Source organism: Plantactinospora sp. CA-294935, assembly GCF_050936445.1.
GTDB lineage: Bacteria > Actinomycetota > Actinomycetes > Mycobacteriales > Micromonosporaceae > Plantactinospora.
In genome coordinates this window covers 7,682,318-7,703,672 of sequence record NZ_JBNJMU010000001.1, presented here as the reverse complement: position 1 = coordinate 7,703,672, position 21,355 = coordinate 7,682,318, and the positions used below count along the sequence as shown (strand labels likewise).

The following is a 21,355-nucleotide window of genomic DNA, read 5'->3' as shown; positions in this document are numbered from 1 at the left end:
GCATCGACTGGCCGTCTGCCTGCCGGGCCCAGCCCTTCAGCGCATCGACTGGCCGGGGGAGGCCGCGGCGGGGTCGGGGTCGGGGGAGGCCGCGGCGGGGTCGGGGTCGGGGTAGTATCTGCATCGTGAATGCAGAAAGTCGTGGCTTCGTCCTGCCCGGCGCGGCCGTGGTGGTGACCGGGGCGGGTTCCGGCATCGGCGCGGCGCTGGCCACCCGGTTCGCCGCGGAGGGCGCTCGGGTGCTGGTCAACGACCTCGACGCCGACGCTGCCCGGGCGGTCGCGGCCCGGATCGGCGGCGAGGTCTTCCCCGCCGACATGGCCGACGCCGCCGGGGTGGCCGCGCTGGTCCGGTACGCCCGGGACCGGTTCGGCCGGATCGACCTGTTCTGCGCCAACGCCGGAGTGCCCGGCACCGGCGGGCTGGACGCCGCCGACCAGACCTGGGAGCACGCCTGGCGGGTCAACACCATGTCCCAGGTGTACGCCGCCCGCGAACTGCTGCCCGACTGGCTGGCGGCCGGGCGTGGCCGGCTCCTCGTCACCGCCTCGGCGGCGGGTCTGCTCACCTTGCTCGGCGCCGCCCCGTACTCGGTCACCAAGCACGCGGCGGTGGCCTTCGCCGAGTGGCTGCGGGCGAGCTACGCCCACCGGGGCATCGTCGTGCAGGCGCTCTGCCCGCAAGGGGTCCGCACGCCGATGCTGGAGCGGGGCGAGGGGCCCGGCGCCGCCCTGCTCGCCACCGGGGCGGTCACCCCCGAGCAGGTCGCCGAGCTGGTGGTGGCGGCACTCGCCGACGACCGGTTCCTGGTACTGCCGCATCCGGAGGTGGCGACGTACTACACCCGGCGGGCCGCCGACCCGGACCGCTGGCTGCACGGGATGAACCGGGTGCAGCGCGACCTCGAACGGCCGGCCGATGACTGACCGGGCTTCACCGGCGGTCCGGGTCGACGGGCGCAACGCGCGGGCGGAACGCTCCCGGGCGGCCATCGTCGAGGCGCACCTCGCGCTGATCGGCGAGGGTGACCTCCGGCCGACGGGTGAGCGGATCGCCGAGCGGGCCGGGGTGTCGCTGCGGACACTCTGGACCAATTTCAAGGACATGGAGACCCTCGTCGAGGCCAGCGGCGAGCAGGTGCTCCGGCAGCAGGAGGCGGCCCACCGGCCGATCTCCCGGGCGCTGCCGCTGGCCGAGCGGGTCGAGGCGTACTGCCGGCAGCGGGCCCGGCTGCTCCAGTTGATCGCGCCTGCCGCCCGGGCCGCGCAGCTGCGGGAGCCGGTCTCCGCCGCGTTGCGCCGCAAGCGCCTCAGGCACGTCGACCGGGTCCGCGCCGAGGTCGAGGAGTTGTTCGCCGACGAACTCGACCGGGCCGGCGCCGGCCGGGAGCAACTCGTGCACGCGCTGGTGGCCAGCAGCATGTGGCCGAGCTGGTCGATGCTGCGCGACGGGCTCGGGCTGGGCGTGCAGCAGGCCCGGGCGGTGATGGCCCGCACCGTCGCCGCACTGCTGGCCGACCCGGGACCTCGCTGACCGAGCCGGCCGCGGCGCAACGGCCCGGAAGGCAGCGCCCGGCCATGCCGCTACTCGCCGACCTGCCCGTCGATGGCCTCCCGGATCAGGTCGGCGTGGCCGTTGTGCCGGGCGTACTCGTCGATCATGTGGTTGAGCACCCAGCGGAGCGAGAGGGCCTGACCGGTGACCGGGTGGGTGCCCAGCGCCCCCAACGGACGCTCGGCGGCGATCCGGCGGGACTGCGCGACCTCGGCCCGCCAGATCGCGAACGCGCTCTCGCCGGTGGCGGAGTCGAGGTCGTTGAAGTCCTCGTCGTCGTCATCGGTCGCCGTGTAGAGACTGCCCGGGAAGTTCCCGGCGACCACCGCCTGGAAATACCAACGCTCGACGCCGGCCAGGTGCCGCACCAGGCCGAGCAGGGTCAGATCGGAGGAGGGGACCGCGCGCCGCCGGAACTGCTCGTCGGAGAGCCCGGCGCAGGTGCGGACCAGCGCCTCCCGGTGCCAGTCGAGGAAGCAGGTCAGGACGGTCCGCTCGTCGGCGTCGGCCGGGAGCTGGAAACGGTCGTCGCGCACGGTCCGGATGCTAGGCGCCGGGTGTGACACGGCCCGTCGTCGCTGGACCGGAGTCACGGAGAGTCGGCGGACCCGACTCGTGGGAAGTCGAGGCCACCCACGCCCGCGCCATCAGGCGAGCGCGGCGCCGATCCGGCGGCGGAGGGCGTCGGGATCGGCCGGACCCGGGTGCAGGAGCACCCGCAACGCCGGCCCGGCGGTCGGGTCGGCCGCACCGGCCGCGATCGTGTCGAGTACGCCGAGCAGGATGCCGAGCTGCTCCGGTGGCTCGTCGGCGAGCAGTTCCGCCGCGTCCGTCACCACCAGTGTCCGGGGCCGCTCCGCGACCAGGTCGGTGAGGCACTCCTCGAAGGCGTCCCAGTTCCGACCGAAGTAGTCCGGAAAGTCCAGCCGGGCCGCCCACTCGGTGAACAGGGCGGCCCGGGTACGGCTTCCGGCCCCGGCGAGCACGGCGGAGTCCCGGGCCGGCGGGTCGGCCGACACCGTCAGCCAGGGCGGAACTACCGGGTCGGACTGGTCGGGCATGGTGGTCCCTCGGTCGGTCCGGCCTCCCGACCGGACGGCTGCTGCTGCCAGGGCGACGGTACGCCGAGGGCGGGAGGCCGGGCGTCCGGTGCGGTCGTCAGAGCCGGTAGAAGTCCGTGTAGTGGTTCGGGGTGAACCAGGTCGCCCCGGTCGCCTTGTTCACCACGATCCGGTACGCGTCCCGGGCCGCACCGCGGTTGCGCGGGTAGACGTCGTACTCGTAGTAGGTGGCGTTGGCCGGCAACTGGCCCTCGCGGTTGAAGTGCTGGCCACCGGCGTAGTTGTAGAGCCCGCCGCTCCACGAGTACCAGTTGCGGGCGGTGGGGAAGCCCCGGCTCGCCCAGCCGCTGCGGGCGGCCCGGGCGTCCGCACAGCGCGCCATGGTGCACGAGCTGTAGACAGCGGCCGACGCGGAGTCGGTCCGGGTCGGTGCGATCACGGCCGGTCCGACCAGCAGGCCGGCGACCAGGGTGACCAGCATCGCGAAGCTGGTCAGGAACCGGTGGGCCCGGGCCGGGGTGGCCGGGACGGGACGGACGGTCCAGCGGGGAGCGGCGGATACGGCCAAGGTGTCCTCCAGTTCGGACGGAGCCCGCGGGGTGTGCGGGTCAGCTCCATCCTCGACAGCCGAGGTCCCCGCCGGTAGCTGCTGGCGGTGAAGTTAATCGATGCGCCACCGGCTGTTCCCACCGACGATCACTGCGCTCCGCACCGACGATCACTGCGCTCCCCGTCGACGATCAGCGCTCCCTGCCGACGATCAGCGCGTCGCCGCCGGGATCGGGATCGGGGTCGGGGACGGTCGGTGCGCTCCGGACATCCGACCCGGGCGGTGGCCGGTTCCGGCCCCGGACATGGCTCGGCGAAACCACACAAACGGAGATCCCTGTCGGTTTGGTTCCGGCGTTGCCCAGGCAGCCGCAACGCAGTCCAACTGGGCGGCGGCTCGGGAGGAAGCCGATGCCAGCTCGGGCGGAATGTCCTGGATCAGGCCCTGCTGCGGTGACCAGATGACCAAACTGTTACGGCTGGATGTTGACTGCCCACAGGAACGGGCGTAAACAGAAGGCAAGCAAAAGCAATCGGGCGGGAGATCCAACAGATGTACGCCGAGGAACGTCAGCAGGAGATCCTGCGTCTGGCCCGCGAGGCGGGCCGGGTCGACGTGATGGCGCTGGCCGAGGGCATGAACGTGACCGCGGAGACGATCCGCCGGGACCTGACCGTGCTGGAGCGGGCCGGCGTGCTTCGCCGGGTGCACGGCGGCGCGATCCCGGTCGAGCGGATCGGCTTCGAGCCCGCACTCGCCGCCCGGGACGCCGTACTCATCACCGAGAAGGAGCGGATCGCCAAGGCGGCGCTGGCCGAGCTGCCCGACGAGGGTGCCGTCATCCTCGACGCCGGCACCACCACCGCCCGGCTGGCGCACCTGCTGCCCTCCGACCGCGAGCTGACCGTGGTGGTCAACTCTCCGGTGCTGGCCTCCGCGCTCGGGCTGAAGCCCAACCTCACGGTGCTGCTGCTCGGCGGCCGGCTGCGCGGCAAGACGTTGGCCACGGTGGACGACTGGGCACTGCGCCCGCTCGCCGAGCTCTACGTCGACGTCGCCTTCATGGGCACCAACGGCTGCTCGGTCGAGCGGGGGATGACCACCCCGGACCCGGCCGAGGCGGCGGTGAAGCGGGCGATGATCGGTGCCGCCCGCCGGGTGGTACTGCTCGCCGACCACACCAAGATCGGCAACGACTACCTGGCCCGGTTCGGCACCCTGGCCGACCTCGACCTGCTGATCACGGACAACGGAGTCGACGAGGAACTGGCCGACGACGTCGAGGCGGCCGGCGTACGGGTGGTGCGGGCATGATCCTCACCGTCACGCTCAACCCCAGCCTGGACCGGGCGATGGAGATCGACCTGCTGGTCCGGGGCGAGGTGATCAGGGCCTCCTCCGCACACCTCGACCCGGGCGGCAAGGGTGTCAACGTCTCCCGGGCCCTGCTGGCCAACGGGGTGCCGTCCCGCGCCGTGCTGCCGGTCGGTGGCGAGGAGGGGGCCCAGCTCGTCCGGCTGCTGGAGGGCGAGGGCGTCGAACTGCTGGTGGTGCCGATCGCCGGCCGTACCCGGTCGAACATCACCCTCGCCGAGCCGGACGGCACGGTAACCAAAATCAACGAGTCCGGCCCGGTCCTGACCGGGCCGGAGTTCGCCGAGGTCACCAGGGCGGTGCTGGCGGCGGCCGGCTCGGCCGACTGGGTGGTGGCCTGCGGCAGCATGCCGCCGGGGCTGCCGGTGGCGGCCTTCGGCGACCTCTGTGCCCGGCTGGTCGACGCCGGGGTGCGGCTGGCGGTGGACACCAGCGGACCGGCGCTGCGGGCTGCCGCCGAGGCCGGCGTGGCGCTGGTCAAGCCGAACCGGGAGGAGTTGGCCGAGGCGGTCGGCGCCCCGCTGCGGTCCCTCGGCGACGTGGTCGACGCCGCCGCCCGGCTCCGGAGCTGGGGCGCCGGCACCGTGCTGGCCAGCCTCGGCGCCGACGGCGCGGTGCTGGTCGACGCGGCGGGCGTGGTCACCGGAGAGTCGCCGGTGGCGCAGCCGAAAAGCACGGTCGGGGCCGGCGACGCGCTGCTGGCCGGGTTCCTGGCGGCCGGCGCGCGCGGCCCGGACGCCCTCGCCGAAGGGCTCGCCTGGGGCGCCGCCGCGGTCAGCCTGCCCGGCAGCCGGATGCCCGGCCCCGGCGACCTGGTCCGGAACACCGTCCGACTCCACCCCCGACCGGACCTGGTCCGGCCGCTGCTGCCGCAGGGGTGAGCCGGTCATGCCAGCAACACAGCGACAGCATCCCGGACGTCGGCCGACCCCCGGAGCCGACGGCATGACATCCGAACCGGGCCGCGTTCGGTAACGCGGGCCAACCTCTGCGAAGGAGTCCCCCTCATGGCCGTGTCGTACACCCCGGAGGTCCAGGGCAGCGGCTTCAAAGCCCAGGTCCAGCGGATCGGCGGTCACCTGGCCGGAATGGTCATGCCCAACATCGGGGCGTTCATCGCCTGGGGCCTGATCACGGCGCTCTTCATCCCGACCGGCTGGCTGCCCAACGAAGACCTGGCCAAGCTGGTCGATCCGATGATCTTCAGCCTGCTGCCGATCCTGATCGGTTACACCGGCGGCCGGATCGTGCACGGCCAGCGCGGCGCGGTGGTCGGCGCGGTGGCCACCGTCGGCATGATCGTCGGCGCCGACATCCCGATGTTCCTCGGCGCGATGATCATCGGGCCGGCCGCCGCCTACCTGATCAAGCTCTTCGACCGCCTGGTCGAGGACCGGATCCGGCCCGGCTTCGAGATGCTGGTCGACAACTTCTCCGCCGGCATCGTCGGTGGTGGCATGGCGTTGTTCGGCGTCTGGCTGGCCGGCCCGGTGGTGGGCCGGCTCAGCGACTGGGCCGGTAGCGGAGTGGACTGGTTGATCGGGCAGAACCTGCTGCCGGCCGCGTCCGTACTGGTGGAGCCGGCCAAGGTGCTCTTCCTGAACAACGCGATCAACCACGGCGTACTGTCGCCGCTGGCGGTGGCGCAGGCGCAGGAGACCGGCAAGTCGATCCTGTTCATGATCGAGTCGAACCCCGGCCCGGGCCTCGGCCTGCTGCTCGCGTTCTTCCTCTTCGGGCCGCGCTCGCTGCGGCCGAGCGTGCCGGCGGCCGGCATCATCCACTTCCTCGGCGGCATCCACGAGATCTACTTCCCGTACGTGCTGATGAAGCCGCGCCTGATCCTCGCCACCATCGCCGGTGGCGCCGCCGGAGTCGGCACCTTCATGATCACCGGCGCCGGTCTGGTCGCCACCCCCTCGCCGGGCAGCATCTTCGCCTACGCGGCGGTCACCCCGCGCGGCGGCTGGTTCGGCATGGTGCTCGGCGTGCTGATCGCCACCGCGGTCTCCTTCGTGGTCGCCTCGGCGCTGCTCGGCTTCGGCAAGCTCAACGGCGAGCCGAAGGTCGACGAGGTCACCGGCGGCGAGACCGACGACCCGACACCGGCCCAACCCACCACCGAGGGCCGCGACCGCGAGACCAGCCCGGCCGTGGCCCGGTCCGCCACCGCCGAGAGCTGACCGGACCACCGTACGAACGAGAGGGGCACCGCCATGGGCAGCATCAACGGTAAGGACATCCACAAGGTCGTGGTCGCCTGCGACGCCGGGATGGGCAGCAGCGTCATGCTCGCCAGCCAACTTCGCAAGCAGCTCAAGAAGTACTCGGTCACGGTGGAGCACACCCCGGTCAACTCGATCCCGGGCGACGCCGACGTGGTGATCACGCACAACGGGCTGGCCGCCCGGGCCCGGGCCGCCGCCCCTGACAAGATCGTCGTGCCGTTCCAGGTCTTCCTCGGCGACCCGGCGGTGACTGCCGTGGTCAAGGCGATCGAGTCCGGTGGTGAGGTCAGTGGCTGAGCTGACCGGAGACCTGCTCGACCGGCGGGCGATCCGGCTGACCGAGGTGGCCGCCGACCGCGACGAGGCGATCCGCCGCTGCGGCGAGGCCCTGGTCGACATCGACTCGGTCCACCCGGAGTACGTGCAGACCATGCTCGCCCGGGAACGCTCCGTCTCCACCTACGTCGGCGAGGGGGTGGCGATCCCGCACGGCACGCTCGCCGGCAAGGACCTGGTGCACCGGGACGCGCTCGCGGTGCTCCGGTTTCCGGCCGGAGTCGACTGGGGCGGCCAGCCGGTCACCGTCTGCGTGGCGATAGCCGCCCGCGGCAACGGCCACGTCGAGCTGCTGGCCAGCCTCGCCGAGATCCTGCTCGACACCGACCGGGCCCGCGCGCTGCGCGAGGCCACCGACCCCGAAGACGTGCTGGCCCTGCTCACGCCGGTACGGGAGGACAGCAACCCATGAAGGCCGTTCGATTCCACGCCCCCGGCGACGTACGCATCGAAGACGTTCCGGAGCCCAGCCCGGGCCCGGGCGACGTCAAGATCCGGGTACGCAACTGCTCCACCTGCGGCACCGACGTGAAGATCTCGAAGTTCGGTCACCACCACATCCACCCGCCCCGGGTGATGGGGCACGAGATCGCCGGCGAGGTGGTGCAGACCGGGCCGGAGGTCACCGGCTGGGCGGCCGGCGACCGGGTGCAGGTGATCGCGGCGATCCCGTGCGGCACCTGCGCGGAGTGCCGGCGGGGCCGGATGACCGTCTGCCCCAACCAGGAGTCGATGGGCTACCACTACGAGGGCGGCTTCGCCCAGTACCTGGTCGTCCCGGCGAAGGTGCTGGCGGTGGACGGGCTGAACCGGATCCCGGACGGGGTCGGGTTCGCCGAGGCGTCGGTGGCCGAGCCGCTGGCCTGCGTACTCAACGGGCAGGAGCTGGCGCGGGTCGGCCCCGGCGACGACGTGGTGGTGGTCGGCTCGGGGCCGATCGGCTGCCTGCACGTCCGGCTGGCCCGGGCCCGGGGTGCCGCCCGGGTCTTCCTGGTCGAGCTGAACCGGGAGCGCCTGGAGATGGCGGCGGCGCTGGTGCGTCCGGACGCGGCGATCTGCGGCGCCGAGGTCGACCCGGTCGACGAGGTACTGAAGCTGACCGACGGGCGCGGCGCCGACGTGATCATCACCGCCGCGGCCTCGGGCGCGGCACAGGAGCAGGCGGTGCAGATGGCCGCCCGGCAGGGCCGGATCAGCTTCTTCGGCGGGCTGCCCAAGGACAACCCGATCATCTCGCTCGACTCCAACCTGGTGCACTACCGCGAGTTGACCATCGTCGGCGCCAACGGCTCCAGCCCGGCGCACAACGCCGAGGCGCTGCGCCTGATCGCCACCGGTTCGGTGCCGGTGTCCGACCTGATCACCCACCGGCTTCCGCTGGAGCGGGCCATCGACGCCTTCGGCGTGGTCGCCCGGGGCGAGGCCATCAAGGTCACGATCGAACCCTGAGAGAGGGAGGCCATCATGGCTACGCGTACGGTGACGGTCGGTTCCGCCAGCGGCCTGCACGCCCGCCCGGCGGCGCTCTTCGTCGCGGCGGCCGGGGCCGCGCCGGTTCCGGTGACCATCCGGACCGGGCAGAAGCGGGCGGTACCCGCCAACAGCATGCTCTCGGTGCTCTCGCTCGGCGCCAAGCAGGGCACCGAGGTGGTGCTGGAGGCCGACGGCGAGGGCGCCGAGGCGGCCCTGGACGGTCTCGCCGAGCTGCTCGCCCGGGACCTGGACGCGGAGGAGCCGGCCGATGCCTGAGCCGGCCGGGCCGCTGCACGGCATCGGGGTCAGCCCGGGAGTCGCCGGTGGGCCGGTGCTCCGGGTCGCCGGGGTGCCGGCGCTGCCCGCACCCGCCCCGGTGACCGATCCGGCGGCCGAGGCCGACCGGGCGGTGGCGGCGCTGCGCGAGGTGGTCGCCGAGCTGAACCGCCGGGCCGACCGGTCGGGGGAGAAGACCCTGGTCGACGTACTCCGGGCGCAGGCGATGATGGCCGAGGACCCGGTGCTGCTCGACGCCGTACGCGAGAAGGTGCTGGCCGGGTCGGACGGGCCGCACGCCATCGACGCGGCCTTCGCCACCCACCGCGCCGCGTTCGAGGCGGCCGGCGGATACCTGGCCGAGCGGGTCGCCGACCTGGACGACCTGCGCGACCGGGCGGTGGCGGTCTGCCTCGGCCGGCCGATGCCCGGGGTGCCCTCGCCGGGGCACCGGTACGTGCTCACCGCCTGGGACCTGGCCCCGGCCGACACCGTCGACCTGGACCCGGAGCAGGTGGTCGCGCTGGTCACCGAGTCCGGCGGCCCGACCAGCCACACCGCCATCCTGGCCCGCGCGCTCGGGCTGCCCGCCGTGGTCGCCTGCTCCGGCGCCCGGGACCTCGCCGACGGCACCCCGGTGCTGGTCGACGGCGCGACCGGGCTGGTCCGGGTGGACGTGGACCCGGCGGAGGTGGCCGCCGCCGAGACGGCCGACCGGGAGCACCGGACAGCCGTGGCGGCGGTCTCCGGCCCGGGGCGTACCTCGGACGGGCACCCGGTGGCCCTGCTGGCCAACATCGGTTCGGCCCGGGACCTGGCGGCGGCGGACGGCGCCGAGGGTGTCGGGCTGTTCCGCACCGAACTGCTCTTCCTCGACCGGAGCCGGGAACCGGGGCTGGCCGAGCAGGCCGAGGCGTACCGGGAGGTCTTCGCGGCACTGGCCGGGCGCCGGGTGGTGATCCGCACCCTGGACGCCGGTGCCGACAAGCCGCTGCCGTTCCTGCACCAGGCCGAGGAGCCGAACCCGGCGCTCGGGGTACGCGGGCTGCGGCTGGTCCGGCAGCGCCCGGAACTGCTGCGGACCCAGTTGGCGGCGATCGCCCGGGCGGCCGAGCAGACCGGGGCGGAGGTCTGGGTGATGGCACCGATGGTCGCCACCCGGGCCGAGGCGGCCGAGTTCGCCGACGCGGTGCACTCCGCCGGACTGCCCAGGGCCGGGGTGATGGTCGAGGTGCCGGCGGCGGCGCTGCGCGCCGGTCAACTGCTGGAGGTCGTCGACTTCCTGAGCATCGGCACCAACGATCTGAGCCAGTACACCTTCGCCGCCGACCGGCAGTCCGGTCTGCTGGCCGAGTTGCTGGATCCGTGGCAGCCGGCCCTGCTGCGCCTGATCTCCGAGGTGGGTTCCGCCGGACGTGCTGCCGGCAAGCCGGTCGGGGTCTGCGGCGAGGCGGCGGCCGACCCGCTGCTCGCCCCGGTCCTGGTCGGCCTCGGGATGACCAGCCTGTCGATGTCGGGACGCTCGCTGGCCCCGGTGCGGGCGGCACTCGCCGGGCGTAGCTACGCCGACTGTGCCCGGCTGGCCCGGCTCGCGCTGGACGCCGACGACCCGGAGCGGGCCCGCAAGGCGGTCGCCTGACCCCGCGACGTCACCTGGGAGCGAATCGGCCCACGCCGGCGGTGCTGGCGTGGGCCGACTGCGCGGGACTCCGCCGGAGAGGGTGCCGATCCGGTGCCGTCGTCCTCCGGCGGTTGCTCTCAGCCAGCGGGTGGGAAGGGGTCGTCGCGGTAGGTGTGCTCGGTCTCGATCTGGCCGTCCTGCTTGTGTACGACGACCTGGCTCGGCTGGTTCGACTTGGCCGCGTCACGGCCGGCGCCGAGCGCCCTCTCCTTGGTGTCGTAGTGGCCGACCACCGTGGAACCGTGCTCCACCTTCCAGCCGTTGGCCTCGGGAACGACGTGGTACTGCGTCCGTGCTGCCATCTGTTCCTCCTGCTCGACTGTCGGTTATGGAGGGAGAGCTACCCGGAACGCGGAATCGGAAACCACTGGTCCTGCCGGCGGAGATCCTCGGCGGGGTCGTCGCGGTGATCGCCGGGGCAGTTGACATGCAGCCGTATGGCTGCCTATGGTTCAGGCAACCAGTTGGCTGCATGTTTGGGGGATGACGGGGATGGACGAGGTGTTCAAGGCGCTTGCCGACGGCAGTCGCCGACGGTTGCTGGACAGCCTGAACACCCGTAACGGGCAGAGTCTCCGGGAACTGTGCGCGGGGCTCGCGATGACCCGGCAGTCGGTCAGCAAGCACCTCGCGGTGCTGGAGGCGGCCAACCTGGTCACCACGCTCTGGCGTGGCCGGGAGAAGTTGCACTACCTCAACGCCGAGCCGATCAACGCCATCGCGGACCGCTGGATCAACCAGTACGACCGGGGGCGGGTGCACGCACTCGCCGACCTCAAGAGGGCATTGGAGCAGAAACCCATGGGCGAGCGCGAATTCGTCTACACGAGCCACATCAACACGACTCCGGAACGACTCTGGCAGGCGCTGACCGATCCCGCCTTCACCAGCCGGTACTGGGGGGTCACCTTCGAGACCGACTGGCAGGTCGGCTCGGAGATGGTCTGGGTGCACAACGGCGTACGGGTCCCCGGCCCCGAGCAGGTGGTGCTGGAGGCCGAGCCCTACCGCCGGCTGTCGTACGCCTGGCACGACTTCAGCCCGGAGTTCGCCAGGGCGTACGGGACGGATCCGGCCGAGGTGGCCAAGCTGGCCGAGGAGCCGCGCAGCAAGGTGACCTTCGAGATCGAGCCTCGGGGCGGGGCGGTGCGGCTGACCGTCGTACACGAGGGCTTCGCCCCGGGCAGCCCGGTGCTCGACAGCGTCAGCGAGGGCTGGCCGGAGCTGCTCTCCAGCCTCAAGACGCTGCTGGAGACCGGCGAGCCGCTGCCGCAGGGCGAACCCGAGCCGGCCACCCCGGCCGCCGGCTGACCCCGCCGGCTCGGCGAGCTGGCCCGCCGCCGGGCGGCGCGAGGTGCCGTACGCGGTCCACGCACGGCACCCGCCCGCGCCACCGGACGGCGGCGGGCCGGCGCGGTCTCAGTGCCGGCGCAGCACCCGCTTGTCGGCGTCCAGCTCGTGGTCGAGCGTGAGCACGATGAACTCGTTGTCGTCCGGCTGCCCCGGCACCCGGCCGTTGGAGAACGGGAAGTTGTTGTCGTTGAGCACCGCGATGGTGCGGTCGTCGAGGATCACCACGTCCTCGATGGTCTGGAACGGGAAGGTGAAGGTCCGGCCGAAGCCACCCACCCGCTTCGGGTTGGCGATATCCATCAGGTCGGCGACCAGCGTCTTGTCGAGTTGGCCGTCGCGGTTACGGTCCCGCCGGTCGGCCAGGTAGATCTTCTTGACCTTGGCCGTCGCCCCCTCGCCGTTGTCCCGCTCGATGATCAGGAACCGGTCCTTGTCGACCGCGATCGCGTCGCCGATCGCGTTGCCCGGCGCGTCCAGCAGGTAGGTCCAGCGCCGCCCGGTGTACGCGTTCGCGGCGATGTCGAACTCGTGCAGCCGCAGCGTGCCGGCCGGGTCGCCGGCGACGGTGCCCTCCAGCAGGGGGTAGAGGGTACGCCCGTCCGGGGACTGTGCCATGCCCTCGAAACCCTTGCTGCTGTTCAGGTTGGCCGGGGTCTCGCCCCGGGTCGGGTTCTCCGGCGCGAAGACCCCGGGTAGCGCCACCGGAGCCGAGAGCAGCCGGCCGGCCCGGTCGAAGTGCAGCAGCCACGGCCCGAACTCGTCGCCGATCCAGTACGTCCCGTCGGCGGTCCGGCTGATCGACTCGACGTCGAAGTCGGCGCCGGTGAGTACCCGGTCGGGGCGGGTCAGCGGAAACGGCACCTTGCCGTCCGGGTCGGTCAGGGTGATCCCGCCGAGCACGTCGACGGTGCCGGAGCCGAAGTCCGGGCCGACCCGCTGGATCCGGAGCAGGAAGTCCGCGCTGTTGCCCTTGTTGCCGAACCCGTTGTCCGAGAGCACGTCGAAGCTGCCGTCGCTGTTGCGCAGTACGCCGCTGAAGCCCTGCACCGGCTGGTCGGCGAAGGGTGGGACGACGCCGTTGCTGGGCGTACCGCCGAGCAGGGATCCGGACGGCTCACTGCCCGGCACGAAGGTCTCGGCCGGCAGCGCGGCGAACTTCAGCAACTCGGCGCGGTCCCAGGTGCTCCGGTCGGTGGCAGAGGCCACCCCGGGCACGGTGATCGCCAGGGCGGCCACCGCGACACCCATGCCGACCCGCTTCACTATTCCCATCGGTCCTTCTTTCGTAGCGGAACTCGCTGGGGAGGCTAGGTGCGGCCGGTTAATGCGGGCTGTCCACCAGGCACTCATTACCGAAACGCTCCGGCGGCCGCCCGACGTCCTCGGCCCCGGCTGCCCGGTAGGTACCCTTCACCCAGCTCAACGACGAGGTGGGCCCGGCTGGACGGCGTGCGGGCCCGCCGACCGGCCCGCTTATTGGAGATCAACTATCGTGTCCGGCACCTCCGAGCCCGCGTCAGCCCCGACCAGCCCGGCCAGCCCGACCAGCCCGGCCGCCCGGCCGGGTGCGGGGGCCGGGCGGCGGCGTGAGCTGCGCGCCGACTGCCAGCGCTGCTTCGGGCTGTGCTGCGTGGTGCCGGCCTTCGCGGCCTCGTCGGACTTCGCCATCGACAAGCCCGCCGGCCGGGCCTGCCCCAACCTCCGGCCCGACCACCGCTGCGGCATCCACCGTGACCTGCGGGAGCGCGGCTTCGCCGGATGTACGGTCTTCGACTGCTTCGGCGCCGGCCAGCAGGTCGCCCAGGTCACCTACCAGGGACGGGACTGGCGGGCCGACCCGGAGATCGCGGCGGGGATGTTCGAGGTGTTCCCGGTGGTGCGGCAGCTCCACGAACTGCTCTGGTATCTGACCGAGGCCCTGGCGCTGCGCCCGGCCGAACCGCTGCACGCCGAGCTGGCCGCCGCCCTCGCCGCGACCGAACGGCTCGCCGACGGCGATCCGTCCTCGCTCGTCGCCCTGGACGTCGCGACCCACCGCCGGACCGTCAACGAGGTGCTGCTGCGGGCCAGCGAGCAGATCCGGTCCCGCGGCGGACGGAAGGGAACCGACCGGCGGGGCGCCGAGCTGATCGGCGCCGACCTGCGCCGTGCCGACCTGGCCGGCGCCAACCTGCGCGGGGCGTACCTGATCGGGGCCGACCTGCGCGGTGTGGACCTGACCCTGGCCGATCTGACCGGGGCGGACCTGCGCGGCGCCAACCTGCGCGGTGCCGACCTGACCGGCAGCCTCTTCCTCACCCAGGCCCAGGTCGACGCGGCGGCCGGGGACGTCCGGACCGGCCTGCCGCCGGCCCTGCATCACCCGGCGCACTGGCGCCTGACCATCGCCCCCTCCCACCACCCGCGCCCCCGCCCCCGCCCTCGCGACGCCGGTAGCGGTCGCGGTAGCGGTAGCGGTAGCGGCCGACCTTGACGACTTTGTCGTTGCGGGAGCCACCACAAGTCGTCAAGGTCTACCGACATCCGCGAGCGGGCGGAGGTAGGGGTAGGGGTCAGTGGGCGGTGGCGACCTCGGGGGCGGGGGCGAGGCGGGCCGGGCGGACCACCAGGAAGAGCACGGTCAGCGCGGCGACCATGCCGCCGGCGATCACCAGACCCATCCCGACGCTGCCGTTGCCGAGCACGCCGACCAGCGGCGCCAGCAGCGCGCCGATGCCGAACTGCACCGCGCCGAGCAGCGCCGCCGCGGTGCCGGCCGCCTCACCGTGCCGGCTCAACGCCAGCGCCGGTGCGTTCGGCATGGCCAGGCCCGAGGCGGCGAGCACCACCCAGAGCGACACCAGCACGGTGGGCAGCCCACCGAATCCGGTCGCGGCGAAGGCGAGCAGCGCGAACCCGGCCAGCGCGCCGACGGTCAGCGCGGTGACCAGGATCCGCTGCGGGGCGTACCGGCGCAGCAGCCGGACGTTGAGCTGGGAGGCGGCGATCAGGCCCACCGCGCCGGCGCCGAAGACGATTCCGAACTGCTGCTCGTCGAGGCCGTACTCCTCCTGGAAGACGAAGGACGAGCCCGAGACGTACGCGAACAGCGCCGCCATCGCCAGCCCGGCGACCAGGACGAGCCCGACGAACGTACGGTCCCGCAGCAGCGAGCGGTAGACCCGGGCGGTGCCGCGTACGCCGCCACTGCGCCGCCGGTGCACCGGCAGCGTCTCGGGCAGCTTGAACAGCGCGAGGGTGACCAGGACGATCCCGAACACGCCCAGCGCGATGAAGACCCCGCGCCAGTCGGTCCAACCCAGCACCGCGCTGCCCAGGGTGGGTGCCAGCACCGGGGCGGCGCCCATCACCAGCATCAGCCGGGAGAAGATCTTGGCGAAGGCGGTACCGCTGAACAGGTCGCGTACCACGGCCATCGCCACCACCGAGGCGGCGGCGGTGCCGAGCCCCTGCAACACCCGCAGCACGCCCAGCGTCCCGATGTTCGGGGCGACGACGCAGAGCACGGAGGCGATGACGTGCAGCACCAGGCCGGCGAGCAGCGGGACCCGCCGGCCGACCGCGTCCGAGAGCGGGCCGATCAGCAGTTGGCCGACGGCGAGCCCGGCAAGGGTGCCGGTGAGGGTCAACTGCACCGCCGCCTCGGCGGTGCGGAAGTCGGCGGTGATCGCCGGCAGCGCCGGCAGGTACATGTCGATCGTCAACGGCCCGATCGCGATCAACGACCCGAGTACGAGGACGAGCCGCAGCCGTTCCCGCCCGGTCATCAGGTCGCCGGGCGTGGCGGGTGGCCCGGACGCCTCGACGTGCGTGGCGGTGGCGGTCATGAGAGCCTTCCCAGCGGGTGGTCGTGGGTCTGGACGCGGACAGCGAAGATCACACCTGCCTCCAACCGCTGGCGCTCCGGCACATTCCCGCTTGATCAAACGGTGCCTCAGCTCACATCCGCCGGCCCGCCACGGGCCCGATACTGGTACGACGTCCGGGACCCGGCAGAATCGCACCCCTGGCACGCAACCGGTACGACCGGGCCGCAACCTCACCGCAGCGGCTTTCCGGACCACCCGGGTAGCTTCGGATGGCGACCGGATCGGCGGACCCGAACCCGGACCGCCGGACGTGGCCGGCGGACCCGACCCCGGATCGCCGGACGTGGACTGCCCGGTGGACGTGGACGTGGACTGCCCGATGGACGTGGACGTGGACGTGGACTACCCGGTGGACGGGGAACGAGGGACATGGCGACGGCGCGGGAAATCGACGAACTTGAGCAACACTTCGCCGTCGCGCCGGCGACCTTCACCACCTCCCCGCTCTACCGGGCGCTCTGTCCCGTGGTGGCGGGGGACCGGTCGACTCTCGAACTGCTGACCGGCCGGCGGCCGGGGCAGCAGGCGTCGTACCTGTTCTTCGGGGCGGCACACTACCTGCTGCTGGCCGGGGTACGGCATCCGCTGCGCGACTTCTACCCGTCGCTGGTCGGCCCGTCAGCCGCCGAGCCGGCGGACGCCGGACCGGTGCTGCGGGACTTCTGCCGCCGGTACCGGACCGAACTCGGCGAACTCGTCCGTACCCGCCTGGTGCAGACCAACGTCGTACGCCGGGCGGTCGCGCTGCGGTACGCGCTCTGGGTGATCGGGCAGCGCTGCGCCGGCCCGGTACACCTGGTCGAGGTCGGGTCGAGCGCCGGCATCCACCTCTACGTCGACCGCTACCGCTACCTCGTCGGCGACCGGGTGTTCGGACCCGTCGACGCCACGGTCACCCTGGACAGCCGGTGGCTGGGCCGCACGCCGTTGCCGGACCTGGACGACGTACCGCCGATCGCCAGCCGGACCGGGGTGGACCTGAATCCGGTGGACGTCACCGACGCGCACGCGCGGCGCTGGCTGCGGGCGCTGGTCTGGCCGGAGAACCAGGACGCGGCGACGCTGCTCGACGCCGCCCTCGATGCGGTGGCGACCGAGCCGCCCGCCGTCGTCGCCGGTGACGCGGTGCAGGTCTGCCCGGCACTGGGCCGCGGCCTGCCACCCGGTGAGCCGAGGGTGGTGTTCCACGCGGCGACCCGGATGCACGTTCCGGCCGCTCGGCGGGCGGCCTTCGACCACGCGATCGACTCGATCGGGGAGGGCGGCCCGCTCTACCACGTCTGGCAGGAGCCGCCGTCAGCGCCGCACGGCGGGCACGTCGCCGATCCGCGCGGCGAGCTGGCGATGCACGGTCCGGACGGCGTGGTCGTACCGCTGCTCCGGGTCGACGGTCACCTGCGCTGGCTGGGCCCCCTGACTCCGGCCGACTGACCCGGGGGCCGGGGCGAAGTGGACGCGGCCGGCGCGCCGACCGCAGACTAGGTGCTCGTGTACGCACCCGACGAGGCACCGGCCGCCGGCAACGGGCAGGAGTTGCCCACCGACGCCCAGATCGAGACGGCGGTGACCGCGCTGCGGATGCTGGCCGAGCCGACCCGGCTCCGCCTGCTGTGGCTGCTCCGCGACGACGAGTACGACGTGGGCAGCCTGGCCCTGGCCGTCGGGGCGGCCCGGCCGGCGGTCTCCCAGCACCTGGCGAAGCTGCTGCTCGCCGGCCTGGTCAGCGTGCGGCGGGACGGCCGGCGGGCGGTCTACCGGGCGCGGGGCGGCCACGTCCGGCGGCTCGTCGCCGAGGTGCTGTACGCCGCCGACCACCACCTCACCGGCGCACCGGACCACGACTGAACCCGTGCCGCCGAGCACCCGACCGGGCAGTGTTCCTCGCCACTCGTCGGTGCTCCACCCGCGCCGGCTGTCGCGGTCCCGCGGTCGGTGATCTAGCCTGGGTCCAGCGGTGGGTGCAGATGATGAGGCGGCAGTTGCAACATATGCAACGGAGGGGAGTGCGGTGAGCCCGGTCAGGACGACCGACGCCGAACCGGCGACGGCGCTCGACGCGGTCTGCGTCGGCGAGACGATGGTGATGGTGACCCCGACCCCCGGCGGGCGGCTGGACGCCGAGTCGACCTTCGTGCTCCGGGCCGGCGGCGCCGAGTCCAACGTCGCGATGTTCCTCGCCGCGCTGGGCCACCGGGCCGGCTGGGCCGGCCGGGTCGGTGCCGACCCGCTCGGCGAGCTGGTCGTCGGGCAGGTCCGGGCAACCGGGGTGGACACCTCGCTGGTCGAGGTCGACCCGACCCGGCCGACCGCCGTCTACCTCAAGGACCCCGGCCCGGACGGCACGAAGGTCTACTACTACCGGCGCGGTTCCGCCGCCGCCAGCATGGATCCGGGGTACGCGGCCCGGGTCGACGCGGTGCCGGCGGCCGTGCTGCACCTCAGCGGCGTGACCCCGGCGCTCTCGGAGAGCTGCCGCGCGCTGGTCGAGCGGCTGATGAGCACCCGACCGGCGGGACGGCGGCTGGTCTCCTTCGACGTCAACCACCGGCCCGCGCTCTGGCCTGACCTCTCCACCGCCGCCACCGAACTGCTCCGGCTGGCCCAGGCCGCCGACGTGGTCTTCGTCGGGCTGGACGAGGCGGCGCGGCTCTGGGACGTCAAGGAGCCGGAGGACGTCCGCGCCCTGGTCGACCGGCCCGGCACCCTGGTAGTGAAGAACGGTGCGGTGGAGGCGGTCGCGTTCTCCGCCGACGGGGTGACCGGCGAGCCGGCCCGGCCGGTCGAGGTGGTGGAGCCGGTCGGTGCCGGCGACGCGTTCGCCGCCGGTTGGCTCTCGGGCGCGCTGCGCGGCCTCGACCCCGCCGCCCGGCTGAGGCTCGGGCACCTGGTCGCCGGTGCCGCGCTCGGCTCCGTCTCGGACTTCGCCGAACTGCCACCGGTGCCGACAATCTGCGCGGTCCTGGGCATCACGCCGGACGACTGGCACCGGCCCACCGGCCCGGCCTGAGCCGGGGAGTACGACGATGTCCCAGACCGTCGAGCGCGCACTGCGCATCATCGAACTCTTCGCCGAGCGGCCCCGCTCGCTCGGCGAGATCGCCGACGACCTCGGTGTGCACAAGTCGACCGCGCTGCGGCTGGTGCAGACGCTCGAACGGGGCGGGTTCGCCCGCCCGGTCGGCGGCCGCTACACGATCGGGTTCCGGATGGTGGCGATCGCGCAGCACGCGGTGGAACAGCTCGACCTGCACCCGGTCGCCCACCCGCACCTGGTCCGGCTCGGCGACCGGTACGGCCACACCGTGCACCTCGCCCAGCTCGTCGACGACGAGATCGTCTACGTGGCCAAGGTGGACGGTCGCGGGGCGTTGCGGATGCGGTCCCGGGTCGGCCAGCGGGTCGACCCGCACACCTCGGGAGTCGGCAAGGCGATCGTGGCCCACCTCGACGAGCCGGCCCGGGAACGCTTCCTGGCCCGGCTGACCTACCCCCGGCACACCGACACCTCGATCACCGACCCGGCCGAGTTCCGGGCCGAGCTGGCCCGGATCGCCGAGCGCGGCTGGGCCGAGGACGACGGCGAGTTCGAGGACTTCGTGAGCTGCGTCGCCGTACCGGTCCGGGACGCCCGGGGCCGGGTGGCGGGCGCGGTGTCGATCACCGCGTTGCGCGCCCTGGCCCCGCTGGAGCGGCTCCGCGAACACCTGCCGGAGCTGACCGGAACCTGCGCCGCGATCTCCCGGGACCTCGGCTGGACCGGAGAACACCGATCATGAACGGAGCGACCGTGCCCAACCCCTCGACGGCCTTCTTCGACAGCCTCTTCGCCAGCCAGCCGGTGATGGCGATCCTCCGTGGCTTCGACCCGGACCGGACCGTCGAACTCTGCCAGCGGGCCTGGGACGCCGGCATCGACGTGGTCGAGGTACCGGTGCAGAGCCCGGACGCGTTGCCCTCGCTGCACGCCGCCATCGCCGCCGGCCGGGAGCGGGACCGGCCGGTCGGCGCCGGCACGGTGCTCACCCCGGAACAGGTGCACACGGTGTACGAGGCCGGCGCGGTCTTCACCGTCGCACCCGGGTACGACCCGGAGGTGGCCGCCGAGTGCTCCCGGCTCGGTCTCGCCCACCTGCCCGGAGTCGCCACCTCCTCGGAGATCGGCCAGGCGCTGCGCACCGGGCACACCTGGCTCAAGGCGTTTCCGGCCAGCGAACTCGGCACCGGTTGGCTGCGCGCCCAGCGCGGCCCGTTCCCGGCGGTGAAGTTCGTTGCCACCGGCGGGGTGGACGCCGACAACGCCGAGGACTTCCTCGCGGCCGGTGCCCGGGTGGTGGCGGTCGGTTCCGCGTTGCAGGACTCCCGCCAACTCGACCTGCTCGGCCGGCTCGTCCGCCGGTAACCCTGGGGGAGGGCGTCGACCGAGCGGGGAACGTCGACACGCCGTCCGTGACCGGTCGCCGGGCGGCGTGCCGGCCTGCCGCCGCGTACCCTCGCCGGATGGGCGGCGGCGCGGTGCGGGCGTGGCGGGCGATGCTGGCGGCGGTCACGGCCGGGGCCGTCCTGGCCGGATGCTCTGCGGAGCCGGACACCGGTCCGGCGACCCCCGGGTCCTCGGCGAGCGCACCCGCTCCGGCGCCGACCGGCCCGGCGGCGACACCGACCCCGGCCGGGCCGGTCGAACTGCGGCTGGCGTTCGCCGGTGACGTCCACTTCACCGGGCGTACGCTGCGGCTGCTCGACGAGCCGGAGACGGCGTTCGGCCGGATCGCGTCGACCCTGCGGGACGCCGACCTGACCCTGCTGAACCTGGAGACGGCGGTCACCGGTCGGGGCACCCCGCAGCCGAAGCGTTTCCACTTCCGGGCACCGAAGAGCGCCTACGCGGCGCTGCGGGCCGCCGGAGTGGACGCTGCCTCGGTCGCCAACAACCACGTGCTGGACTACGGGCAGGTGGGCCTGGCGGACACCCTCGACGCGGCGGCGGAGGCAGACTTCCCGGTCTTCGGCGCGGGCCGCGATGCCGACGCGGCGTACGCGCCCTGGCTGACCACGGTGCGCGGGGTGCGGATCGCCGTACTCGGCATGTCGCAGGTGCACGAGCTGGCCGGGCAGTGGAAGCCGACCGCGACCCGGCCCGGGGTGGCGATGGCGTTCGACACCGCCCGGGCCACCGCCGCCGTCCGGGCCGCCCGGGAGCAGGCCGATCTGGTGATCGTCTTCATGCACTGGGGGATCGAGGGGAACTCCTGCCCGAGCGGCGAGATGAGGAACTTCGCCGGCCGGATGTCCCGGGCCGGCGCCGACATCGTGCTCGGTACGCACGCGCACACCCTGCTCGCCGACGGCTGGCTCGGCCGGACGTACCTGCACTACGGGCTCGGCAACTTCCTCTGGTACGGCGACTCGAAGAGCACCGACTCCGGAGTGCTCCGGCTGACCGTCCGGGGCCGTACGGTGATCCGCAACGAGTTCCTGCCCGCCACGGTCTCCCGGACCGGTCAGCCGGTACTCGTCTCCGGGGCGGCCCGGGAGCGGATCGAGGACCGGATCGCCGCGGCGAGGCGCTGTTCCGGCCTCGCCGCGAAACGATCCTGATCCCG

At 73.3% G+C, this 21,355-nt stretch carries 24 protein-coding genes; 18 read left to right on the top strand and 6 right to left on the bottom strand.

What is annotated here, in order from left to right; translation table 11 throughout:
- Positions 1–125 precede the first annotated feature (125 nt).
- Complete coding sequence (locus ACQEVC_RS33755) at positions 126–926, top strand: SDR family NAD(P)-dependent oxidoreductase (protein WP_432885887.1); 801 nt, start codon at positions 126–128, stop codon at positions 924–926.
- Positions 919–1,533, top strand: coding sequence for a TetR/AcrR family transcriptional regulator (locus tag ACQEVC_RS33750; RefSeq protein ID WP_432885885.1), 615 nt, complete (start codon positions 919–921; stop codon positions 1,531–1,533). The genes ACQEVC_RS33755 and ACQEVC_RS33750 overlap by 8 nt, the downstream gene beginning before the upstream one ends.
- A gap of 50 nt (positions 1,534–1,583) precedes the next feature.
- Here ACQEVC_RS33750 and ACQEVC_RS33745 read toward each other — a convergent pair whose 3' ends face one another.
- The 3 genes from ACQEVC_RS33745 to ACQEVC_RS33735 all read right to left on the bottom strand — a co-directional run bounded on the left by ACQEVC_RS33745 (position 1,584) and on the right by ACQEVC_RS33735 (position 3,183).
- Positions 1,584–2,090: a DinB family protein gene (locus tag ACQEVC_RS33745; RefSeq protein WP_432885883.1), complete on the bottom strand. Its 507-nt coding sequence runs from the start codon at positions 2,088–2,090 to the stop codon at positions 1,584–1,586.
- A 111-nt stretch (positions 2,091–2,201) separates the two neighbouring features.
- Positions 2,202–2,615 (bottom strand): barstar family protein, encoded by a 414-nt coding sequence (locus ACQEVC_RS33740; RefSeq protein ID WP_432885880.1) that lies wholly within the window; start codon positions 2,613–2,615, stop codon positions 2,202–2,204.
- Between the two features lie 97 nt (positions 2,616–2,712).
- Positions 2,713–3,183, bottom strand: coding sequence for a ribonuclease domain-containing protein (locus tag ACQEVC_RS33735; RefSeq protein WP_432885878.1), 471 nt, complete (start codon positions 3,181–3,183; stop codon positions 2,713–2,715).
- 534 nt (positions 3,184–3,717) lie between these two features.
- On the opposite strand from ACQEVC_RS33735, the gene ACQEVC_RS33730 reads away from it, so the two are divergent.
- From ACQEVC_RS33730 to ptsP, 8 genes are all read left to right on the top strand, one after another.
- Positions 3,718–4,479, top strand: a complete 762-nt coding sequence (locus ACQEVC_RS33730; protein ID WP_346256348.1) for a DeoR/GlpR family DNA-binding transcription regulator — start codon at positions 3,718–3,720, stop codon at positions 4,477–4,479.
- The gene (gene pfkB, locus ACQEVC_RS33725) at positions 4,476–5,420 is read left to right on the top strand and encodes a 1-phosphofructokinase (RefSeq protein ID WP_432885875.1); all 945 of its coding nucleotides are present in this window, start codon (positions 4,476–4,478) and stop codon (positions 5,418–5,420) included. Before ACQEVC_RS33730 ends, pfkB begins: the two co-directional genes overlap by 4 nt.
- Before the next feature lie 126 nt (positions 5,421–5,546).
- Complete coding sequence (gene mtlA, locus ACQEVC_RS33720; protein ID WP_432885872.1) at positions 5,547–6,722, top strand: mannitol-specific PTS transporter subunit IIC; 1,176 nt, start codon at positions 5,547–5,549, stop codon at positions 6,720–6,722.
- 33 nt (positions 6,723–6,755) lie between these two features.
- The gene (locus ACQEVC_RS33715) at positions 6,756–7,064 is read left to right on the top strand and encodes a PTS lactose transporter subunit IIB (protein ID WP_203856323.1); all 309 of its coding nucleotides are present in this window, start codon (positions 6,756–6,758) and stop codon (positions 7,062–7,064) included.
- A gap of 1 nt (position 7,065) precedes the next feature.
- Positions 7,066–7,515, top strand: a complete 450-nt coding sequence (locus tag ACQEVC_RS33710) for a PTS sugar transporter subunit IIA (protein ID WP_432891857.1) — start codon at positions 7,066–7,068, stop codon at positions 7,513–7,515.
- Positions 7,512–8,552 (top strand): zinc-dependent dehydrogenase, encoded by a 1,041-nt coding sequence (locus tag ACQEVC_RS33705; protein WP_432885868.1) that lies wholly within the window; start codon positions 7,512–7,514, stop codon positions 8,550–8,552. The genes ACQEVC_RS33710 and ACQEVC_RS33705 overlap by 4 nt, the downstream gene beginning before the upstream one ends.
- 15 nt (positions 8,553–8,567) lie before the next feature.
- On the top strand, positions 8,568–8,852 hold the full coding sequence (locus tag ACQEVC_RS33700) for an HPr family phosphocarrier protein (protein WP_331208454.1): 285 nt from the start codon (positions 8,568–8,570) through the stop codon (positions 8,850–8,852).
- The gene (gene ptsP / locus ACQEVC_RS33695; protein WP_432885865.1) at positions 8,845–10,491 is read left to right on the top strand and encodes a phosphoenolpyruvate--protein phosphotransferase; all 1,647 of its coding nucleotides are present in this window, start codon (positions 8,845–8,847) and stop codon (positions 10,489–10,491) included. Before ACQEVC_RS33700 ends, ptsP begins: the two co-directional genes overlap by 8 nt.
- A gap of 119 nt (positions 10,492–10,610) precedes the next feature.
- Here ptsP and ACQEVC_RS33690 read toward each other — a convergent pair whose 3' ends face one another.
- Positions 10,611–10,835, bottom strand: coding sequence for a DUF2188 domain-containing protein (locus ACQEVC_RS33690; RefSeq protein ID WP_432885862.1), 225 nt, complete (start codon positions 10,833–10,835; stop codon positions 10,611–10,613).
- A 181-nt stretch (positions 10,836–11,016) separates the two neighbouring features.
- On the opposite strand from ACQEVC_RS33690, the gene ACQEVC_RS33685 reads away from it, so the two are divergent.
- Positions 11,017–11,844: an ArsR/SmtB family transcription factor gene (locus ACQEVC_RS33685; RefSeq protein WP_432885859.1), complete on the top strand. Its 828-nt coding sequence runs from the start codon at positions 11,017–11,019 to the stop codon at positions 11,842–11,844.
- A gap of 108 nt (positions 11,845–11,952) precedes the next feature.
- Here the strand turns inward: ACQEVC_RS33685 and ACQEVC_RS33680 are convergent, their stop codons facing one another.
- Entirely contained in the window at positions 11,953–13,158 is a 1,206-nt protein-coding gene (locus ACQEVC_RS33680) for an esterase-like activity of phytase family protein (RefSeq protein WP_432885856.1), read from the bottom strand.
- 319 nt (positions 13,159–13,477) lie between these two features.
- Between ACQEVC_RS33680 and ACQEVC_RS33675 the strand changes: the two genes are divergently transcribed.
- Positions 13,478–14,359, top strand: coding sequence for a pentapeptide repeat-containing protein (locus ACQEVC_RS33675; RefSeq protein WP_432891854.1), 882 nt, complete (start codon positions 13,478–13,480; stop codon positions 14,357–14,359).
- Positions 14,360–14,438: 79 nt separating this feature from the next.
- Here ACQEVC_RS33675 and ACQEVC_RS33670 read toward each other — a convergent pair whose 3' ends face one another.
- A complete protein-coding gene (locus ACQEVC_RS33670) occupies positions 14,439–15,713 on the bottom strand; it encodes a multidrug effflux MFS transporter (protein WP_432885853.1) in 1,275 nt (424 codons plus the stop codon).
- Between the two features lie 411 nt (positions 15,714–16,124).
- Between ACQEVC_RS33670 and ACQEVC_RS33665 the strand changes: the two genes are divergently transcribed.
- The 6 genes from ACQEVC_RS33665 to ACQEVC_RS33640 all read left to right on the top strand — a co-directional run bounded on the left by ACQEVC_RS33665 (position 16,125) and on the right by ACQEVC_RS33640 (position 21,350).
- The gene (locus ACQEVC_RS33665; RefSeq protein WP_432885851.1) at positions 16,125–17,186 is read left to right on the top strand and encodes a DUF2332 domain-containing protein; all 1,062 of its coding nucleotides are present in this window, start codon (positions 16,125–16,127) and stop codon (positions 17,184–17,186) included.
- Between the two features lie 57 nt (positions 17,187–17,243).
- The gene (locus tag ACQEVC_RS33660; RefSeq protein ID WP_432885848.1) at positions 17,244–17,600 is read left to right on the top strand and encodes an ArsR/SmtB family transcription factor; all 357 of its coding nucleotides are present in this window, start codon (positions 17,244–17,246) and stop codon (positions 17,598–17,600) included.
- A gap of 163 nt (positions 17,601–17,763) precedes the next feature.
- Positions 17,764–18,762 (top strand): sugar kinase, encoded by a 999-nt coding sequence (locus tag ACQEVC_RS33655; protein WP_432885846.1) that lies wholly within the window; start codon positions 17,764–17,766, stop codon positions 18,760–18,762.
- 16 nt (positions 18,763–18,778) lie between these two features.
- On the top strand, positions 18,779–19,531 hold the full coding sequence (locus tag ACQEVC_RS33650) for an IclR family transcriptional regulator (RefSeq protein WP_432885843.1): 753 nt from the start codon (positions 18,779–18,781) through the stop codon (positions 19,529–19,531).
- On the top strand, positions 19,528–20,154 hold the full coding sequence (locus ACQEVC_RS33645) for a bifunctional 4-hydroxy-2-oxoglutarate aldolase/2-dehydro-3-deoxy-phosphogluconate aldolase (protein ID WP_432885841.1): 627 nt from the start codon (positions 19,528–19,530) through the stop codon (positions 20,152–20,154). Before ACQEVC_RS33650 ends, ACQEVC_RS33645 begins: the two co-directional genes overlap by 4 nt.
- 98 nt (positions 20,155–20,252) lie before the next feature.
- Positions 20,253–21,350: a CapA family protein gene (locus ACQEVC_RS33640; protein ID WP_432885838.1), complete on the top strand. Its 1,098-nt coding sequence runs from the start codon at positions 20,253–20,255 to the stop codon at positions 21,348–21,350.
- Positions 21,351–21,355: the final 5 nt, after the last annotated feature.

Excerpts from the sequence above, each read along its gene's own strand:
- ACQEVC_RS33740 (WP_432885880.1), bottom strand. The coding sequence starts at position 2,615 with ATGCCCGACCAGTCCGACCCGGTAGTTCCGCCCTGGCTGACGGTGTCG.
- ACQEVC_RS33645 (WP_432885841.1), top strand. The coding sequence starts at position 19,528 with ATGAACGGAGCGACCGTGCCCAACCCCTCGACGGCCTTCTTCGACAGC.
- ACQEVC_RS33690 (WP_432885862.1), bottom strand. The coding sequence starts at position 10,835 with ATGGCAGCACGGACGCAGTACCACGTCGTTCCCGAGGCCAACGGCTGG.
- ACQEVC_RS33700 (WP_331208454.1), top strand. The coding sequence starts at position 8,568 with ATGGCTACGCGTACGGTGACGGTCGGTTCCGCCAGCGGCCTGCACGCC.
- ACQEVC_RS33730 (WP_346256348.1), top strand. The coding sequence starts at position 3,718 with ATGTACGCCGAGGAACGTCAGCAGGAGATCCTGCGTCTGGCCCGCGAG.
- ACQEVC_RS33640 (WP_432885838.1), top strand. The coding sequence starts at position 20,253 with ATGGGCGGCGGCGCGGTGCGGGCGTGGCGGGCGATGCTGGCGGCGGTC.
- ACQEVC_RS33665 (WP_432885851.1), top strand. The coding sequence starts at position 16,125 with ATGGCGACGGCGCGGGAAATCGACGAACTTGAGCAACACTTCGCCGTC.
- ptsP (WP_432885865.1), top strand. The coding sequence starts at position 8,845 with ATGCCTGAGCCGGCCGGGCCGCTGCACGGCATCGGGGTCAGCCCGGGA.
- ACQEVC_RS33685 (WP_432885859.1), top strand. The coding sequence starts at position 11,017 with ATGACGGGGATGGACGAGGTGTTCAAGGCGCTTGCCGACGGCAGTCGC.
- mtlA (WP_432885872.1), top strand. The coding sequence starts at position 5,547 with ATGGCCGTGTCGTACACCCCGGAGGTCCAGGGCAGCGGCTTCAAAGCC.
- pfkB (WP_432885875.1), top strand. The coding sequence starts at position 4,476 with ATGATCCTCACCGTCACGCTCAACCCCAGCCTGGACCGGGCGATGGAG.
- ACQEVC_RS33670 (WP_432885853.1), bottom strand. The coding sequence starts at position 15,713 with ATGACCGCCACCGCCACGCACGTCGAGGCGTCCGGGCCACCCGCCACG.
- ACQEVC_RS33650 (WP_432885843.1), top strand. The coding sequence starts at position 18,779 with ATGTCCCAGACCGTCGAGCGCGCACTGCGCATCATCGAACTCTTCGCC.
- ACQEVC_RS33750 (WP_432885885.1), top strand. The coding sequence starts at position 919 with ATGACTGACCGGGCTTCACCGGCGGTCCGGGTCGACGGGCGCAACGCG.
- ACQEVC_RS33705 (WP_432885868.1), top strand. The coding sequence starts at position 7,512 with ATGAAGGCCGTTCGATTCCACGCCCCCGGCGACGTACGCATCGAAGAC.
- ACQEVC_RS33715 (WP_203856323.1), top strand. The coding sequence starts at position 6,756 with ATGGGCAGCATCAACGGTAAGGACATCCACAAGGTCGTGGTCGCCTGC.
- ACQEVC_RS33680 (WP_432885856.1), bottom strand. The coding sequence starts at position 13,158 with ATGGGAATAGTGAAGCGGGTCGGCATGGGTGTCGCGGTGGCCGCCCTG.